17 protein-coding genes are annotated in these 16,639 nt (G+C 62.8%); 2 read left to right on the top strand and 15 right to left on the bottom strand.

The features are described 5' to 3' along the window. Positions 1-14 precede the first annotated feature (14 nt). From BLP82_RS04020 to BLP82_RS04000, 5 genes are all read right to left on the bottom strand, one after another. Positions 15-1,625, bottom strand: coding sequence for a gamma-glutamyltransferase family protein (locus BLP82_RS04020; protein WP_092165519.1), 1,611 nt, complete (start codon positions 1,623-1,625; stop codon positions 15-17). Positions 1,626-1,689: 64 nt separating this feature from the next. Then, entirely contained in the window at positions 1,690-2,469 is a 780-nt protein-coding gene (locus tag BLP82_RS04015; RefSeq protein ID WP_024616526.1) for an amino acid ABC transporter ATP-binding protein, read from the bottom strand. Positions 2,470-2,471: 2 nt separating this feature from the next. Then, positions 2,472-3,248, bottom strand: a complete 777-nt coding sequence (locus tag BLP82_RS04010) for an amino acid ABC transporter permease (RefSeq protein ID WP_060742708.1) — start codon at positions 3,246-3,248, stop codon at positions 2,472-2,474. A 12-nt stretch (positions 3,249-3,260) separates the two neighbouring features. Further along, positions 3,261-4,067 (bottom strand): ABC transporter substrate-binding protein, encoded by an 807-nt coding sequence (locus tag BLP82_RS04005; protein ID WP_092165517.1) that lies wholly within the window; start codon positions 4,065-4,067, stop codon positions 3,261-3,263. Positions 4,068-4,143: 76 nt separating this feature from the next. Continuing rightward, positions 4,144-4,812: a GntR family transcriptional regulator gene (locus BLP82_RS04000; RefSeq protein ID WP_092165515.1), complete on the bottom strand. Its 669-nt coding sequence runs from the start codon at positions 4,810-4,812 to the stop codon at positions 4,144-4,146. Between BLP82_RS04000 and BLP82_RS31525 the strand changes: the two genes are divergently transcribed. Then, entirely contained in the window at positions 4,811-4,933 is a 123-nt protein-coding gene (locus tag BLP82_RS31525; protein WP_256576538.1) for a hypothetical protein, read from the top strand. The genes BLP82_RS04000 and BLP82_RS31525 overlap by 2 nt on opposite strands. Before the next feature lie 117 nt (positions 4,934-5,050). On the opposite strand, the gene BLP82_RS03995 is transcribed toward BLP82_RS31525, so the two are convergent. The 10 genes from BLP82_RS03995 to BLP82_RS03950 form a co-directional block, all read right to left on the bottom strand. Next, a complete protein-coding gene (locus BLP82_RS03995) occupies positions 5,051-5,992 on the bottom strand; it encodes a helix-turn-helix domain-containing protein (protein WP_092165647.1) in 942 nt (313 codons plus the stop codon). Positions 5,993-6,249: 257 nt separating this feature from the next. Continuing rightward, positions 6,250-7,011: a 2-keto-4-pentenoate hydratase gene (locus BLP82_RS03990; protein ID WP_092165513.1), complete on the bottom strand. Its 762-nt coding sequence runs from the start codon at positions 7,009-7,011 to the stop codon at positions 6,250-6,252. Further along, a complete protein-coding gene (locus tag BLP82_RS03985) occupies positions 7,008-8,615 on the bottom strand; it encodes a bifunctional 3-(3-hydroxy-phenyl)propionate/3-hydroxycinnamic acid hydroxylase (protein WP_092165511.1) in 1,608 nt (535 codons plus the stop codon). Before BLP82_RS03985 ends, BLP82_RS03990 begins: the two co-directional genes overlap by 4 nt. Positions 8,616-8,617: 2 nt before the next feature. Beyond that, positions 8,618-9,481: an alpha/beta fold hydrolase gene (locus BLP82_RS03980; protein ID WP_092165509.1), complete on the bottom strand. Its 864-nt coding sequence runs from the start codon at positions 9,479-9,481 to the stop codon at positions 8,618-8,620. Between the two features lie 26 nt (positions 9,482-9,507). Beyond that, complete coding sequence (locus BLP82_RS03975; protein ID WP_092165507.1) at positions 9,508-10,110, bottom strand: amino acid synthesis family protein; 603 nt, start codon at positions 10,108-10,110, stop codon at positions 9,508-9,510. A 13-nt stretch (positions 10,111-10,123) separates the two neighbouring features. Continuing rightward, positions 10,124-10,573 (bottom strand): VOC family protein, encoded by a 450-nt coding sequence (locus BLP82_RS03970; protein WP_060742716.1) that lies wholly within the window; start codon positions 10,571-10,573, stop codon positions 10,124-10,126. A gap of 11 nt (positions 10,574-10,584) precedes the next feature. Continuing rightward, positions 10,585-11,625 (bottom strand): YCF48-related protein, encoded by a 1,041-nt coding sequence (locus tag BLP82_RS03965; protein ID WP_092165505.1) that lies wholly within the window; start codon positions 11,623-11,625, stop codon positions 10,585-10,587. Between the two features lie 12 nt (positions 11,626-11,637). Continuing rightward, a complete protein-coding gene (locus tag BLP82_RS03960; protein ID WP_060742718.1) occupies positions 11,638-12,432 on the bottom strand; it encodes an SDR family NAD(P)-dependent oxidoreductase in 795 nt (264 codons plus the stop codon). Positions 12,433-12,458: 26 nt separating this feature from the next. Further along, the gene (locus BLP82_RS03955) at positions 12,459-13,949 is read right to left on the bottom strand and encodes an aldehyde dehydrogenase family protein (protein WP_092165504.1); all 1,491 of its coding nucleotides are present in this window, start codon (positions 13,947-13,949) and stop codon (positions 12,459-12,461) included. 10 nt (positions 13,950-13,959) lie between these two features. After that, positions 13,960-15,501, bottom strand: a complete 1,542-nt coding sequence (locus tag BLP82_RS03950; protein WP_060742720.1) for an acetolactate synthase large subunit — start codon at positions 15,499-15,501, stop codon at positions 13,960-13,962. A gap of 274 nt (positions 15,502-15,775) precedes the next feature. Here BLP82_RS03950 and BLP82_RS03945 point away from each other — a divergent pair, with 274 nt between their 5' ends. Then, positions 15,776-16,528, top strand: coding sequence for an IclR family transcriptional regulator (locus BLP82_RS03945; RefSeq protein WP_092165503.1), 753 nt, complete (start codon positions 15,776-15,778; stop codon positions 16,526-16,528). Positions 16,529-16,639 lie beyond the last annotated feature (111 nt).

Below are 16,639 nucleotides of genomic sequence, written 5' to 3'. Positions count from 1 at the left end.
GTCATTGACGGCCCTTACCAAACGGCAATATGCGAATCCGCCCGGGGTTCGGTCCCGCCGCACAGCACACCACTGACCGGGTCGCGCAGGATGATCTGGCCACGCCCATAGTCGGTCAGGTCGCTGGCGATCTGTACCTCATGCCCCCGTCGCGCCAGGGCATTGGCCAGGTCCCGTGAAGCCCCCTGTTCGATCCCGACCTTCATGTCTCCCAGCCATTGCCAACGCGGTGCGTCCAAGGCCGCTTGCGGGTTGAGGCCGAAATCCACCAGGTTCATAACCATCTGCACATGCCCCTGGGGCTGCATGTAGCCGCCCATCACGCCGAAGGGGCCGAGGGCCTCGCCATTACGGGTAAGGAACCCGGGAATGATGGTGTGGAAAGTTTTCTTGCCCGGGGCCAGGCAGTTGGCGTGGCTCGGATCGAGGCTGAACTCCTGCCCGCGATTCTGCAGGGCGATTCCGCTGTCGGGCAGCACCACACCGGAGCCGAACCCGTGGTAGTTGCTCTGGATGAACGAGACCATGTTGCCCTCCTCATCCGCGGTGGCCAGGTACACCGTGCCGCTGGCGTGGGGGTCGCCGGGCTTGGGCGGTTGGGCCTGTTCGCCGATCTGCCCGCGCCGACGGGCGCTGTAGTCATCGCTGAGCAGGTCAGCCACCGCCACGCGCATGTGCAGGGGGTCGGTGATGTAGTGCAGGCCGTCGCTGTAGGCCAACTTCATCGCTTCCAGTTGACGATGCCAGGTCTGTTGGCTGTCACGCTGATCGAAGTCGAAACCTTCCAGAATCTTCAGCGCCATCAAGGCCACCAGGCCCTGCCCGCTCGGCGGGATTTCCCAGACATCCACGCCTCGGTAATTGACGTGGATCGGGTCGACCCACTGGGCGCGATAATCCCTGAGGTCCGAGGCGCGCAGGTAGCCGCCGCTGGCCCGGGAGTGGGCATCCAGGCGCTCGGCCAACGCACCACGATAGAGGCTTTCGCAGCCGGTGTCGGCCAATTCCTGGAGCGTGCGCGCCTGGGCCGGGTTGCGAAAAATCTCCCCGGCCCGAGGCGCCCGGCCTTCGATCAGGAAAGTCTCGAACCAGGCTTCCATGACGGCATCGCGATGGGGCGTGAGCTCGTTCAGCGCGATCTGCCATTGATGGGCAACCACCGGCGACAGCGCAAAGCCGTCCCGGGCCAGGCTGATGGCCGGTTGCAGCAGCTCGACAAAGGGCAGCTTGCCAAAGCGCTGCGACAACTGCGCCCAAGCCGATGGGCAGCCCGGGACAGTCACCGGTGTCCAGCCGTAGATCGGCATCTGCTCATGACCGGCGGCCTTGACCGCTTCGATGCTCAAGGCCGCCGGCGCATGCCCGTTGCCGTTGAGGCCGTGTAGCTGGCCCTTGCACCAGACCAGGGCGAAGGCATCACCGCCGATGCCGCAGCCAGTGGGCTCCACCACCGTCAGCGCCGCTGCCGTGGCGATGGCGGCGTCGATGGCATTGCCGCCTTTTTGCATGATCTCGATGCCCGCCTGGGCCGCCAGGGGCTGGGACGCGGCGACCATGCCCCGACGGGCGAAAACGCTCTGGCGTTGGGATGGATAAGGGTATTCGTGGGCAGAAAATGTCAGCATGGCGAAAGCTCTTCAATACGGGAATTGATTGATCGGACTCAGGGGGTAGACAACCTTGCAGCGGTCATAGCACCCGGCTGAGGAAAGCCCGGGTCCGCGGGTGAATGGGGTGACAGAAGATCTGCTCCGGCGGCCCTTGCTCGATAAGCTCGCCCTGGTCCAGGACCACCACACGGTCGGCCACTTCCCGGGCGAAGCCCATCTCGTGGGTCACCACGACCATGGTCATCCCTTCCTCGGCCAACTCCTTCATCACTTGCAGCACCTCGCCGACGGTCTCCGGGTCGAGGGCGCTGGTGGGCTCGTCGAACAGCATGGCCTGGGGTTTCATGGCCAGGGCCCGGGCAATCGCCACCCGCTGTTGCTGGCCGCCGGAGAGCATCGAGGGGTAGTGATCGGCCTTGTCCGCCAGGCCGACCCGCTCCAGCAACCCGCGGGCCTGTTCCAACGCCGCGGCGCGCGGCACACCGAGCACCTGGATGGGCGCCTCAATGATGTTCTCCAGGGCGGTCATGTGGGGGAACAGGTTGAAGCGTTGGAACACCATGCCGATGTCCCGCCGCTGCCGGGCGATGTTGCGCTCCGACTCACGCACCAGGCTGCCGTCGGCGCGCTCGCGATACCCCATGGCCCGGCCATTGACGCGGATGCGTCCGCCCTGGATGTCTTCCAACAGATTGATGCAACGAATGAAAGTGGTCTTGCCGGAGCCCGACGCACCGATCAGCACCACCACTTCGCCACGCCGCACTTGCAGGGAAATGCCCTTGAGAATCTGCAGCTCGCCGAAGGACTTGTGAACGTCTAGCGCCTCGATGATCAGCTCTTCGCTTTTATGCGCCATGGTTAACGTGCCCTCAGCAGATTCAAGGTGCTGCGACCGAACATCCGCGTCGACGCCGGCGGTGGCGACGAAGGCCGATCCGATTGGCCGAAACGGGTCTCCAGCCAGCGCTGGAAAAAGCCCCACAACGTGGTCAGCAACAGGAAATAGATCGCCACCACCAGGTACAGCTCGAACACCCGGAACGTCGCCGACGTGACCATCTGGGTACTGAGCAACAGTTCCTGGACGCCGATCACGCTGACCAGCGTGGTGTTCTTGAGCATCACGTTGAACTCGTTGCCCAGCGGCGGAACGATGACCCGGAACGCCTGGGGCAGGACAATGCGGCGCATCAATTTGGCGAAGGTCATGCCCAGGGAGCGCCCGGCCTCGTATTGGCCCTTGTCCACAGCGCCGATGCCGGCGCGGATGATCTCGGCCATGTAGGCCCCCTCGTTGAGGCCCAGGGCAATGATCGCCGCCTGGATATTGCCGGGGATCACCAGGCCGAACAGGTCGATGTCTTCGAAGCGGAAAATCCCGCCGGCGGCCAGCGCGGTGTAGAGAAAGACGATCTGCACCAGCAACGGCGTGCCGCGCATCAGCCACACGTAAAAGCGCACCGGCAAATGCAGCAAGGGGTTGCTCGACAACCGCAGCAGCGCGGCGGCCAGCCCCAGGGCACAGCCCAGCAGCATCGCCAGCACACTGATCAGGCAGGTCAGCCAGAGCCCGGTGAGGTACACCCCACTGGGCTGCAGCAGGTACTGCCAGAACACATCCCAATTGAAATTCATCGATGGTTCACCTCAATCAAGTGTGTCACTGGCAACATGCCATTTGCCAAGCAGTTGGCTGTAGCTGCCGTCGCTGCGCATATCGCCGATCACCTGCTGCACGGCGGCGGTCAGTTGCGGATCGTCCTTGCGAATGCCCAGGCCGGTGAGAATCCGGCTGAAGGCCGGCACCCCTTCCTCGAACAGGTCGGGCGCCATGGCCGCGTAGTAACCGGCGGTTTCCACGGTGGTGCCGTAGGCGTCGACCTGGCTGATGCGCAGGGCCTGGAAGGCATCGGTATCGGTGTTGTAGACCACCAGCTTCATCGCCGGCTTGCCGGCCTTGGCCAGGGTTTCGTTCTCGGCGTCGAGCAGGGTCTTGATGGTGGAACCGTTGAGCACCGCGACCTTGTGCCCGGAGAGATCCGGCAGTGTCTTGAGGCCCTTCGGATTGCCCTTGGGCACCACCACCGCCTGGCTGGAATACATGTAGTTGACGATGTCGATCACCTCGCGGCGCTCGGGCTTGTCGAACAACTGATCGACGATCATGTCGCACTGGCGGGCCAGCAACGCGGGAAGCAATCCGGAAAAGGGAATGACCCGCCACTCCACCTTCTTGTCACCCAGGCGCTTGGCGATTTCCAGCCCCAGGTCCACGGTCAATCCCTTGGGTTTCTGCGCCTCATCAAAAGACACCAGCGGCGGCGAATCCATGCCTGAGCAGTAGACGAGTTTGTCGACCTTGAGCAAACGCTCCGGGACAACAGGCGCGGCAACCGCCCACTGCGCACAGAAACCCAAGGATAAAGCGGCAACCAACAGGCGAGGCTTATGCATGACCAGACACTCCAGTTCAGTAGGTAACGGGCAGTACTCAAAGTCAGAACACGGGCAGGCTCGGGGCCTGCTCTCGTTATTTTTTCGATTGCAGGAACTCGATCAATTCAGGAACGGTGCCTTCGATGTGCCCACGCACCACCGCCTCGGCCTTATCGGCATCACCCGCACGCAGGGCATCGAGGATCAACATGTGCTCCTGACGCGCACTCAGGGGCTTTTCCACATGCTGCAGCCATAGGCGCATGGGCGCTTCGATCAGGGAATAAAGCGCGCTGATCTGCTTGAGCAATCGCGGGCGACCGCTGAGGCTGCACAGGTATTCATGGAAGGCGCGATGGCGGCTGACCCACTCGGCGCTTTCCTCGCGGTAGTCGTCCATCTCGTCCAGCAAGCGCTCCAAGGCGGCCAACTGGCGCTCGCCAATGCGTGCTGTCGCGACACGGACCGCCAGGCCTTCCAGGGCGCTGCGCATTTCGAAGACTTCGTGCAGCTCATCAATGTCCAAGCCGCTGACAACCGCCCCGCGATTGGGCCGCAGTGTCACCAGGCCCTGGGCATCCAGACGGCGGAAGGCCTCGCGCACCGGCATCCGGCTCATGCCGATCTCGTTGGCAATGTCCTCGGCAATCAACCGGTCACCCTTGCGTAACCGACCGCCACAAATGGCATCGAGCAGGAAGTTGTAGGCCTCCTCCTCGGCGGTCATGGGCAGGCGTTCAGCGTACGTCGGAACAAATTGCATGGAAGCACCTTCTGCATTTTTGTATCCAATTATCCATGGATTCAAAAAGGCAGAATACGTGCCAACTTCTCACGCAATCGTGCAAGCATTTGATTTGAAGGAATTTACCGAGGAAAAGTGACTGGCTGCCGCGAGCCCTGCCACAGGCGAGGCTGCAGCCGCGTGCTACCAAACAGCTCAGTGGCTGCCCTTTACAGGTGCGCGATGGTGCTTCGGTAACACCGCAAACGGCGTCTCATCACGCCGGCGCCCTGGGCGTATCCGAAGGTGACTCGCCAAACAGCGCCCGATAATGGAACGCAAAATGGCTCAGGTGAAAAAACCCCATCTCCACGGCGATCTCACTGACGTTCTGCTCCGCCGCACGGGTCGCGATCAAACGGCGGCGCACCGCATTGAGCCGCAGGTTGCGCAGGTACTCCACCGGACGCATCCCGGTCACCGCCTGGAAACTGTTCTGCAGGGTCCTGCGGCTGACTCGCAATTGCTCGCACAAGTCGAGAATGCTCAAGGGCACATCGGCACTGGCGACGACCAGCTCCTGGCAACGCTTGACCAGATAGGCACTGACGGCAAAGTTGCCGCGTCGGCCACGCACCTCGTCCGAGGCGTGGCTGAACAGGTCGAGAAAGGCATTGAGCAGAACGTCTTCGAGGATTTTTTCCGAAGCGGGATTGACGGCGTCCGCCTGTTCCAAAAGGCGACGAAACAGTGGGTGGATGCGTTGTTGCACGCGGCGCAGTACCACTTCATCCACGCTGACCTGGGACACGCTTTTCAAACGCTTGAGCTGTTCGCTCGACAGTTCGTAGGCCGCCAGCTTGGCGAACCGCACCGTGTCGACATTGGCCGCGAAGAAATGCATGCCCTCCGGGGCGTGCAAGACGAAGTCTTCGCCATCGCGCAACAACACGACGCTGTGGGCGCCCACCTGGTGCCCCTGGACCACCGGCGCACCGCCCAGCGACATGGCGATGCACAAGCGCCCTTTTGGCGCGCAACCGTGCTGCACCACGCGTTTATCCAGCACCTCCTGGAAGATCTGGAAACGTTCAGCGCATACCTGGCGCAGCTCGCTGGACAAGCATCCACGCCCGAGCTGGTCATAGACTTGTTGCCAGCCCAGGATCGAACCGGCGTGTTGCTGAGGATCATTGAAGGTACGGACTTCGGCGAACATGATCATTGGTCCTCGGTGGCGCTGCACTTAACCCCGATGCTACGTAACGCTGCGTAGAAACTGTGTAGGAGCTGTGTAGGAGCTGTGTAGGAGCTGTGTAGGAGCTGTGTAGGAGCTGTGTAGGAGCTGTGTAGGAGCTGTGTAGGAGCTGTCGAGTGCAACGAGGCTGCGATCTTCCCCCAGACACTTGAATCCCAAGCGAAAGAAAAAAAGATCAAAAGATCAAAAGATCAAAAGATCGCAGCCTTCGGCAGCTCCTACCGGAAAACCAAAGCCAGTTCCATGCCAAGCATGTACAACCGATACTCGGCGGCCTTGATCTCCAAAGGTGCCAACAAAGCGCCGGAAAGCACCACCTGCCCCGCTTCAACGCACTGCCCGTCGGCCAGCAAGCGCCGGACCAACCAGCACAGGTTGGCCACCGGCGTGTCCTCGCGCGCCAGGACATTCCCTTCGCCGCACGCCCCCCCGTCGCACTCCAGCCGATAGCTCACTTGAGGCAACTGATCGGCCTGAAAACGTACCCGCGCCCCCAGGCAATACAGCCCCGCGGCGGCATTGTCGGCAAGAAACGCGCCGACGCCGAAACGCCAGCCCTGCCAGCGACAATCGGCAATTTCGAATGCCGGCGCGATCTCGGACACGGCGGCGAGGATGTCCTCGTCGCTGTAGAAACCGGGCACCAGCGTACGCCCCAGGACAAACGCCAGCTCGATTTCCAACTTCGGCTGGATCAGCCGCGCAAGCGACACCTCGCGGCCGGGCTCCACCACCATGGCATCGGTCAGTGCGCCCAATACCGGCTCATCAATACCGAAACGGTCCTGGGCGGCGCGGCCGGCGAAGGCCACTTTCCATCCGGTCAACCGCTCACCCCCGGCCTGGCGCCGGCGCAGTGCCTCGCGCTGCAAGGTGTAGCCCATCGGCAGGTCGACGACCTGTGGCTCCAACGAAGGCAAGGCGTGCACGGCCTGCGCGGCATCGTGAAGCCGGACCAACAGATGATCTTCGCGGCTCATGAGAGTTGCTCCGCCAGTTTGCGCAACACGCCCTCGAGCCGCTCGGGCGTGGTGATCGCGGCAACGAACCGATCCGGCCGCACCACCACGACACAATCACGCACCTTGGCAAACCATTCGCCGAGGCGGTTATCGACATCCTCGACGCAAATGGCCCCGCTGGCAGACAAGGGTTGGTTGCGCCCCACGCCGCTGCGCGACCGATTGATCTGGATGAAGCGCGTCTCCCAGCGCGCCCACCAGGCGGCGGTTTCTTCGCTGAGCTGTTCGCTCGGGTTGACCCGATACCCCAGCACCGCATAGGAATGCCCCAGCACCTCGTCCAGGCGTCGGCGCTGGCCCTGGGCATCTTCGATGGACGGTTGGATGAACAACTGCCCGACCAGATCATCCTCATGCAGCTCGGCGCGCTCGTGATACACCAGGCCTTTGGTGATGGTCGCCTTGGGCTTGAACTTGAATTCCAGCAAGTGCGAACGCAGGTTGTCGACGCTGTTGACGGCCTGGAACAACCAGTCACGTACACCCGCCATCAACGGGTTGGTCAGCCCCAGGATGGCGCCCATGTTGTCGGCCAACGCAATGAGATCGGTCGCATGCCCACGGCGCTCCTGGTCGTAACTGGCCAGGATCGCCGGCGACGCCCGCCCTTGGAGAATCGCGGCGAGCTTCCAACTGACGTTGACGACGTCACGCAAGCCCGAATTGAGCCCCTGCCCGGCCCAGGGCGGGGAAATATGCGCCGCATCCCCCACCAATGCCACACGGCCCTGGACAAAGCGCGCCGCGACCCGGGAGTTATGGGTGTAGGCGCGGATCCGGATGATTTCCAGTTGGTCGACCGCATCGCCGATATGCCCACGGATCAAGTCCCGGATCGTCGCCTCTTCGCACATCCGGGTTTCGTCTTCGCCCTCCAGGAGCATGAACTCCCAGCGCCGTTGCTGATACGGCAGGTAGATGCAGACGAAAGGTCTCTGAGGGTCGGCATGCAAGGCGGTATACGGTGCGTCGAGGGTGTCGTTGGCCGTATCGATCACCACCCATTTGCGCGGATGGGTCAGCCCCAGCAGTTCAATGCCGAGTTTCTTGCGCACGCTGGAGCGTCCGCCATCGGCACCGATCACGTACTGCGCCTGCAACTGATAGAGCTCGCCCCGGGCATCGCGCACCTGCAAGGTCACACCCTCGGCATCCTGCTCCAGGTCGAGCATTTCATGGCCCTGGCGCAACTCGACACTGGCGTGCTTGCCCAACTGCTCGCGCAATGTCGTTTCAAGCAACTGTTGCATGAAGATGTTGCGCATCGGCCAGCCATAGTTCGCCGTGCTCGGCTTGACCTCGGCAAAACAGACGCCTCGCGCATTGTAGTAACGCAGGGGCACGTTGCAGATCATGTCGCGCGCGGCCAGTTCGGCGATGCCGATGCCCTGCAACACCCGCAGCGCCTCGTCATCCATGCCCACCGCGCGGGGATACGGCAGGACGCCGTCAGCCAATTCAAGGACGATGCAGTCGATACCGTACAGCCCCATGTAATGAGCGGCCGTGATCCCGTTCGGGCCGCCGCCCACGATGACAACCTGGGTTTTCTCCTGCTTCATCGTTATTCACCGCTTTGTTGTTGTGGTTGTAGGCATTGGTCGTGCAAGTAATCCATGACGACACGGTTGAACGTATCCTCCTGGTCGTCATGGACATAATGGCTGGCGTCGGCGATTTGCGCTGTATGCACGCGCGAATTGGCCTCCTTCATCGCCTCCAGGGTCGCCTCGGGCAGAAAATCGGAGCGCGCGCCCCGGATGAACAGCGTCGGGCAATCCAACGCCCGGACCGCCGGCCACAGATCGGTCGGGGTGATGCTCAGGCGCGCCTGGGCAATGCCGGCCTGATCATGGCGCCAGCCGATGCCTGCCGGGGTTTCCTTCATCGAATGGGTCAACCTGGACGCCAGCCCCTGGGCGGACAGGCCGGGACGTGAGCGGCGCCAGAACTGCGAGGCACTTTCCCAGTCGGGAAACGACAGGGGCGTCTGGCTCATTTCGCGACGTATGCGCTCGGCACCGTCGCCGCTGATCGACGAGCCGGGGCCAATGTCTTCGATCACCAGGGCTTGCAGGCGTCCAGGATTGAGCCGGGCATACTCCAGTGCATTGGTGCCGCCGAGGGAATGCCCCACCAGGATGAAACGCTCCAGTCCCAGGTGCGTGACCCAATCTTCCAGATCGCTGACATAGGCTTCGGTCCGGTAGCTGGAAGCCTCTGCCCAGTCGCTGTCGCCACGGCCGCGCTGGTCCAGGGCATGGCAACAGAATTGCTCGCCCAACGCATTGGCCAGGGACGCCCAGGTCTGGGCATAGGCCCGCAGCCCATGCAGCAGCAACACGGGAATGCCTGACGCATTGCCCCACGACAAGTAGTGCAGGCGCATCCCCGAACGATTGGTGAAGAACTGGCTGTTTGCAGACATTCGTTGGCTTCCCACGTCAGCGCACCTCAATACAGGCCGTCATTGCCCTTGACGTCAGCGGCCTGCAGACCACCCAGACGTGCATGCAAACGCCCACGCGTGGCGAAGGCCCAGATGATGATCAACTCGTCGGCCGAGGGACCATCGCCGAACGACAGGGAAATGCTGTCGTAATGGGAGCGGACATACAGCGCGTCCTTGTGGGCCAGCGGTACGTCAATGGTCACGCCAGGCCCGCCCCGCTTGCCGGTGGAGGGCACCCAGGACTTGCCACCGCCCAATGCGACACGGATCGGATCCGCCGCCGGATTGGTCAGCAACGCATTGCCGTGCTCGTACTCGCCCTGGCTGCCCACCAGGCACGCCTTGCCGTAACTGACAATCTCATGCTCGCCGGCCAGGGCCTGGATACGCCGACCAAACTCCTGGCCCAGCAAGGGTGACGGTTCTATCAACTCGGCCAGGCTTTCGCTGAAACGTCCGGCATAAGGGTTGGCGATCACCGCCCCAATGGCGTACTTGAACAGCGGCTCGCCATCGGCCAACTGGCCGGTTTCGTTGGCCAGGGTTTCCTCGACGAAGCTATACCATTTGCGGATGTGATAACTGGCGAAATTCGCGGTTTTCATCAGACTTGCCTCTTTAAAGTGGGTCGAGATCGAAATGCCGGCTGGGGGCCCCAGCGGCCTTGAAGCGGGCCTTGCCGCGCTCGTCGTCGTGTTCGGACTCGAGGAAAAACTCCATGCGATTGCCATCGGGGTCGTTGAAGTACACGCCGTTGCCGATCTCGTGGTCAGTGATCTTCACCACCTCGACGCCCTTGTTCAGCAACATGCCGTAGAGCTTGCGCAGGGTGGTCATGTCGCCCGCGATCTCCAGCCCGTAGTGCTGCAACCCCAGGCCGCCCTGGTGGGCGCCGGGCTCTGCGCGGAGCAATGCGATGTCGTGATGCTTGGCACCAAACGCCATCATGATCCAGCTTTCACCCCGGGCGCTTTCATGCATGCCCAGCACATCGGCGTACCAACGGGCCGACACTTCCGGGTCGCTCACGAACAACGACAGGTGAGTACGAACGACTTCGACTTTCATCGCGCGATACCTCAGTTTTTCTTGATGATGGATTGATGCCCGGACTTGATTTGCGCCACGGCCGGGGTCCAGAGCACATCAGCGATTTCACTGAATTCACGCCACTGCTTCTGCCAGCCGTCACCGCCATTTTCGGAAGTGAACAGATGCCCATACTTGGTGCCGGCGACGATCTGGCGAGGGTCGGCAGGGTTCAAGGCAATCGCCCAGACGCAGGAGTTGGGCTGTTGTGGCAGCGGCAGCACTTCCCAACCGAGGGCGGCATCCCGGGAAACCAGGACCTTGCTAGTGGTGCCCGGGGTGCCGTCGGAGATGCTCAGGTAGAGCGTATCCTCGCCGCCCAACGGTGCATTCATGGCGCGCACGTAATACAGGCCGAAGGCTTCCCGGGCGACGATGCCGGTCCAGGTCTGCCCCTCGTCGAGGCTGCGGTAAACGGCATTGACGCACACCACGACGATGACCTTCTGCCCATGGTTGGGCAGGACCACGATGTTGTGCACGTCCGAGTTGAAGTCCCACAGCAAGCGATCATCGACGCGGGTCCAGCTCTGCCCCCCGTCACGGCTGTGGAACAACCCGCCCTCTTCCAGGCCGAACCAGAGCTGGTTGCGGTCAGTCGGGTCGTAGGCAAAAGCCAGCAGCCGTGGACGACTGACGCCGTCGCAGAACTCCGGGATCTCCACGGGGGCACGATCCCAGTGCTGACCACCGTCGAGGGTGCGCCACAGCACGGCGCGCGACGGCGCACCGGTGCCCACGAAAATACGCTGTGCATCCTGGGGATCCACGGCCACCTTCCAGACGGTCTGCCCGTTGAACGGCGAATCTACCCGCTGCCAATGGCCGCCGGTATCACGGCTGATACACAAGCCGACGTCGGTGCCGGCGTAGATCACCTCGGGCGTAGCCGGGTGGAAACTCAGGGATCGGGTGATCGCATCGAATTCCAGGTCCTGGCCCAGGCCCAGGCGATGCCAGGTACGGCCATCGTCGGCGCTGCGGATCACCGCTTGCCCCACGGTGGCGACCAAAAGGGTTCCGTTACTCATCACTGCTGCTCCTCAAATGAAGATGCCACGGGTCAAACCGCCGTCGATGCCAATGGATTCCCCGGTCACGGCGCCCGCCTTGGGGGATGCGAGGAAACCGATCAACCAGCCCATTTCGATGGGCGCCAGGGTGCGCCGGATCGGCGTCGCGTCGATGTAGCCCTGCTCCACCTGCTCAGGCGTCTTGCCCTGCTTGACCCCTTCGCGCTCGTACAGCTCCTGGATGTGCGGGGTATCGACCACACCGGGGTGGATCAGGTTGACGGTGATACCGGAAGGGCCCAGTTGGTCAGAGAGCGTCTTGGTCATGTGGGCAATGGCCAGGTTGCGCATGCCCGAGAGGACCTTGCTGCCACGCCCGGTCAAGCCACCGATGTTGATGATGCGACCGAAGCCACCGGCCTTCATGTGCGGGGTCACCGCCTTGGCACAACGGAAGTAGCCGATCACCTTGGTGTTGAGGTCCGAGAGCAATTCGTCGTCGCCGGCATGTTCGATGTCGTTGCGCACCACGCCGGACGGTGCCGCGGCACCGTTGACCAGGATATCGATGCGGCCAAAGTGCTTGTGGGCCGCCTCGACCATGTCGGACACCGCCGACATCTGGTTGGTGTCACAGTACAGCGGCAGCACTTCGTTGCCGGTCTCGGCGGTGATTTCCTCGGCGGCTTGCTGGAGAAACTCCATGCGCCGCGCACAGATCACCACCTTGCAACCTTCCTGGGACAAAAAGCGCGCGACTTCCTTGCCGATGCCCATACCGCCGCCGGTGACGATCGCCACGCGGCCTTGCAATTCCAGATCCATAGCAGTTCCTCTTGTGATTATTCGGTTCAGGCCAGATCGACGAAGACACTTTTGGTTTCGGTGTAGGCATCGATCACGTTCTTACCCATTTCCCGACCCCAGCCGGATTGCTTGTAGCCGCCAAATGGCGAGGCCGGGTCGACGACGTTCCAGCAGTTGATCCACACCGAGCCGGCCTTCAACTGCGCCGCCACGCGATGGGCGGAGCGCAAGTCACGGGTCCAGAGACCGGCCGCCAGGCCGTAAGGCGAGTCGTTGGCGCGCAGCACCAGTTCATCGATTTCGGTCCAGCTCATGACGGTCAGTACCGGGCCGAAGATTTCTTCCCGGGCAACACAGGCGCGCTCGGCGCGATCGAGAAACACGCTGGGGCGGATGAAGTGGCCGCGCTCCAGGTGGGCCGGCCGATCACCGCCGCAGATCAGTTCGGCGCCCTCTTCCTGGCCCCGTTGCAGGTAACCACGCACCGTGCCCAATTGCCGGGCCGAAACCAGCGGGCCCATGCTGCTGGCCGGATCCAGGCCGGGCCCCAACACATGGGCGGCCGCGTGGCGCTGGAGTTCTTCAAGCACCTGGTCGAGGACGCTGGCGTGCACATACAGACGCGATCCGGCGGTGCAAACCTGGCCCTGGTTGTAGAAAATGCCATCGGCGGCGCCTTTGGCGGCCCGGACAATGTCGGCGTCCGGCAGGATGATGTTGGGGGACTTGCCCCCCAGTTCCAGGGAGACCTTCTTCATGTTGCCAGTGGCCGCCTGGGCGATCAGTCGTCCCACCTGGGTCGAGCCGGTGAAAGCGATCTTGTCCACGTCCGGGTGCTGGGCCAGCGGTGCACCGGTCTGCGCACCCAGGCCAGTGAGCAGGTTGACCACCCCGGCCGGGAAACCGGCGGCCTCGATCAACTGCACCAGGCGAATGGCAACCAGGGGCGTCTGCTCGGCGGGCTTGAGCACCGCCACACAACCGGTCGCCAGCACCGGGCCGAGTTTCCACACGCACATGGTCAGCGGGAAGTTCCACGGTACGATCAACGCGCAGACGCCCACCGGCTCGCGCAAGGTGTAATTGAGCATCGGCGCGCCACTGGAGGGCGAAACCGGCAGCGTGCTGCCTTCGATCTTGGTCGGCCAACCGGCGAAGTAACGAATGATGTTGGCCGCACTGGCCGCTTCGCCCCGGGCCGCGCCGATCGGCTTGCCGTTTTCCAGGGTGATCAGTTGCGCCAGCTCTTCGCGATGCTGGTCGAGCAGTTCCGCCAGGCGAAACAGCAGCAACCCGCGCTGGGCCGGGGACTGCTGCGCCCAGGTCCCCGTGAAGGCCGCGCGGGCGGCAGCGACGGCGGCATCCACGTCGCGTTCGCCACCTTCGGCGACTTCAGCCAGGGTCTGTTCAGTGGCCGGGTTTTCCACGGCAAACCGGCGGCCATTGGCGGCGTCCTGCCAAGTGCCGCCGATAAACAGACGCCCGGGTTGCGACAGGAACTTCTCGACCGCAGGTAACAATTGAATCGGGTTCATATCCGCTCCTTCACAGCGCCATTTCGATCAGGCAAGGACCACCGTCGGCCTTGGCGTTGGCCAAGGCGCGTTGCAACTCACCGTTGGTGTGCACAGTGCTGGCCGGCAAGCCATAGCCCTTGGCCAGGGCCTTCCAATCGATACGTGGACGGTCCAGCACCGTCAGGCTCAGGGCCTCGGGGCCCAGCTCGGTCATGCCGAAGCGGCGCAACTCGTTCTGCAGGATGGCGTAGCGGTGGTTGGCCGCGATCAGGATCACCACCGGCAGTTGCTCGCGGGCGATGCTCCATAAGGTCTGGATGGTGTACTGGGCGCTGCCGTCCGACTGCAGGCAGAAGACCTTGTTGCCACGCTCGGCCATGGCGGCGCCAAAGCCCACCGGGATGCCCTGGCCGATGGCCCCACCGGTGTTGGTCAGGACCCGATGCCGGGCGGCATGGGCCGAGGCGGTGAAGAACGGATAACCGCACGTGCCGCCTTCCACCGAAACGATGCAGTCGTCCGGCAACGATGCCGCCAGCACCTGGCCCACCGACTGCGGTGTCAACGTGGCTTCGCCGGGCGGCAGTTCGATACCGGTTGGCGTGGGCACGTAAGCCGGCGCCTCGAGCGCATCGGCCAGCGCAGTGAGCGCCCCGGCAACGTCGTCCCCCACCTCGGCCAGACACAGCAGGCGTTCACGCTCTGCCAGCCGGGAGGCAATGCCTTCGTAGCCGAAGTAGCTGATGGGCTCGGGGACGCCGGCACAGACCACCGCGTCGTATTGGTCAAGGATCTCGATGGCCACTTCGGGGAAGTAAGGCAGGCGATCCAGGTCTGGCAGGCCACCACCGCGATAACTCAGACGCGGAAAGGTTTCGGCGAACAGCCGCACGCCCGGCAGTTGCGCCAAACGCCCCGCCGCTTCCAGGCCGGCGACGGACAAGCCTTGGTCGCCGACGATAAATACCAGGCGCCGACCATCGCGCAATGCCTGGGCGACCGCCTCGACCCGGTCACCGGCAAAACGCCGGACCGGAGCCTGCAATGCCGTGAAGGCTTTCTCGTGCTGCACCGTGTTGGCTTGCAGGTCCATCGGCAGAATCAGGCTGGCGATCTGACCGTTGGCTTGCCAGGCGGCACGCACCGCCTCCTGGAAATCCTCACCGACGCCCGATGCCGTGCGCGAGGTCCGTACCCACTTGGAAACGCTGCCGGCCAACGCCTGGATGTCGCTGGCCAGCGGTGGATCGTAATTGACGTGCCAGGACGCATGATCGCCGATGACGTTGACGATCGGGGTGTTGGCGCGACGCGCGTTGTGCAGGTTGGCAATGCCATTGGCAAAGCCCGGGCCGAGGTGAGTCAGGGTCATCGCCGGCTTGCCGGCAATCCGGCCGTAGCCGTCCGCCGCACCGGTGCATACGCCTTCGAACAAGGACAACACCGGCTTGAGGGCTGGCGCGCTGGCCATGGCTGCCACCAGGGGAATTTCAGTCGTTCCGGGATTGGCGAAGCAGTATTCGATACCGCTTGCCACCGCCGCCTTCACTATCAGTTGCGCACCATTCATTTCCAGCCCTCTTCATCGAGCGTTTGCAGTGGCTGAGATTTATCACACAGCACAATCGACAAAACAAGCTATTTTTCTGCATTAAAATCATATTTTGAGATTAATGCATATTTTAGAAGACAAAACGACTGGAAATCCCCTTGTATTTCTCAAGCATTGAGTTACCGTGGCGACGCGCTTCTGAGCGAGTGCGCGGGCTTTTCATCAGCGCCGCGGCTACCTATAGTGCTCACCCAACGACCCCCTACGCGCCATTCCCCCCTTTAGGAGCGAAATGAGCAGTCTGAGCAAAATGCTGAGTGTGCTGGACCTTTTCGGCCCGGCCACATTGAAGATCGACCCCGATACCATCGCCGAGCGCATGGGCCTCTCACGGGCGACCGTGTACCGCTACGTCAAGGACTTGTGCGATGCCGGCCTGCTGGTGCGGGTGGATGCCGGCAGCTATGGCCTGGGGCCCCGCATCATTGAGCTGGACTGGATGATGCGGCAGTACGACCCGATCCTTGTGGCAGGCCGCGAGTTGATGCACGAGCTGTCCGACGCCACTGGCCTGGCGGTGTTCGCCAGCGTTTTCTACGACGGCCGTATCATCAACACCTACATCGCCGAACCCAGTGACACCTACCAGTTCTCATTCGGCCGCGGCCAACCACTGCCGTTTTTTCGCGGTGCGCAATCCAAGGTATTGATCGCCTTCCAAAAGGGCCGGCGCCTGCAACGCCTGTTCGAAGAACACCTGGCCAACGACCCCGACAGCGGCCATGACTGGGCAAGCTTTTCCAAGGCCACGAAAAAAATCCGCAAGGATGGCTATTGCATGACCCACGACGAACTCAACCTGGGCCTCACCGGTATCGCGGCGCCGATCGTCAACCCGGAGCTCGACGAGGTGGTGGGCAGCCTTTCGGCCGTGGGCAGCACCCATAGCTTCAAGCTGCTGCGCCAGGAAACCGTGGTTGAAATGGTGATGGATACGACCCGGCGGATTGCCGAGCGGATGCATATCCAGCCTGCCGTCGGTTAGAAACCGGAGGTGCAGCCATATCAGTGTCCTGTGGGAGCTGTCGAGCGAAGCGAGGCTGCGATCTTTTCGACCCCATTGAGTCTCAAACGAAAGATCAAAATCAAAAGATCG

The organism is Pseudomonas sp. NFACC37-1, assembly GCF_900101575.1.
Taxonomy (GTDB): domain Bacteria; phylum Pseudomonadota; class Gammaproteobacteria; order Pseudomonadales; family Pseudomonadaceae; genus Aquipseudomonas; species Aquipseudomonas fluorescens_AA.
This window is presented reverse-complemented; position numbering and strand designations above follow the sequence as displayed.

Bases quoted from the DNA above. Each gene is read 5' to 3' on its own strand.
- BLP82_RS04020 (WP_092165519.1), bottom strand. From the start codon at position 1,625: ATGCTGACATTTTCTGCCCACGAATACCCTTATCCATCCCAACGCCAG.
- BLP82_RS04015 (WP_024616526.1), bottom strand. From the start codon at position 2,469: ATGGCGCATAAAAGCGAAGAGCTGATCATCGAGGCGCTAGACGTTCAC.
- BLP82_RS04010 (WP_060742708.1), bottom strand. From the start codon at position 3,248: ATGAATTTCAATTGGGATGTGTTCTGGCAGTACCTGCTGCAGCCCAGT.
- BLP82_RS04005 (WP_092165517.1), bottom strand. From the start codon at position 4,067: ATGCATAAGCCTCGCCTGTTGGTTGCCGCTTTATCCTTGGGTTTCTGT.
- BLP82_RS31525 (WP_256576538.1), top strand. From the start codon at position 4,811: ATGGAAGCACCTTCTGCATTTTTGTATCCAATTATCCATGGATTCAAA.
- BLP82_RS04000 (WP_092165515.1), bottom strand. From the start codon at position 4,812: ATGCAATTTGTTCCGACGTACGCTGAACGCCTGCCCATGACCGCCGAG.
- BLP82_RS03995 (WP_092165647.1), bottom strand. From the start codon at position 5,992: ATGTTCGCCGAAGTCCGTACCTTCAATGATCCTCAGCAACACGCCGGT.
- BLP82_RS03990 (WP_092165513.1), bottom strand. From the start codon at position 7,011: ATGAGCCGCGAAGATCATCTGTTGGTCCGGCTTCACGATGCCGCGCAG.
- BLP82_RS03985 (WP_092165511.1), bottom strand. From the start codon at position 8,615: ATGAAGCAGGAGAAAACCCAGGTTGTCATCGTGGGCGGCGGCCCGAAC.
- BLP82_RS03980 (WP_092165509.1), bottom strand. From the start codon at position 9,481: ATGTCTGCAAACAGCCAGTTCTTCACCAATCGTTCGGGGATGCGCCTG.
- BLP82_RS03975 (WP_092165507.1), bottom strand. From the start codon at position 10,110: ATGAAAACCGCGAATTTCGCCAGTTATCACATCCGCAAATGGTATAGC.
- BLP82_RS03970 (WP_060742716.1), bottom strand. From the start codon at position 10,573: ATGAAAGTCGAAGTCGTTCGTACTCACCTGTCGTTGTTCGTGAGCGAC.
- BLP82_RS03965 (WP_092165505.1), bottom strand. From the start codon at position 11,625: ATGAGTAACGGAACCCTTTTGGTCGCCACCGTGGGGCAAGCGGTGATC.
- BLP82_RS03960 (WP_060742718.1), bottom strand. From the start codon at position 12,432: ATGGATCTGGAATTGCAAGGCCGCGTGGCGATCGTCACCGGCGGCGGT.
- BLP82_RS03955 (WP_092165504.1), bottom strand. From the start codon at position 13,949: ATGAACCCGATTCAATTGTTACCTGCGGTCGAGAAGTTCCTGTCGCAA.
- BLP82_RS03950 (WP_060742720.1), bottom strand. From the start codon at position 15,501: ATGAATGGTGCGCAACTGATAGTGAAGGCGGCGGTGGCAAGCGGTATC.
- BLP82_RS03945 (WP_092165503.1), top strand. From the start codon at position 15,776: ATGAGCAGTCTGAGCAAAATGCTGAGTGTGCTGGACCTTTTCGGCCCG.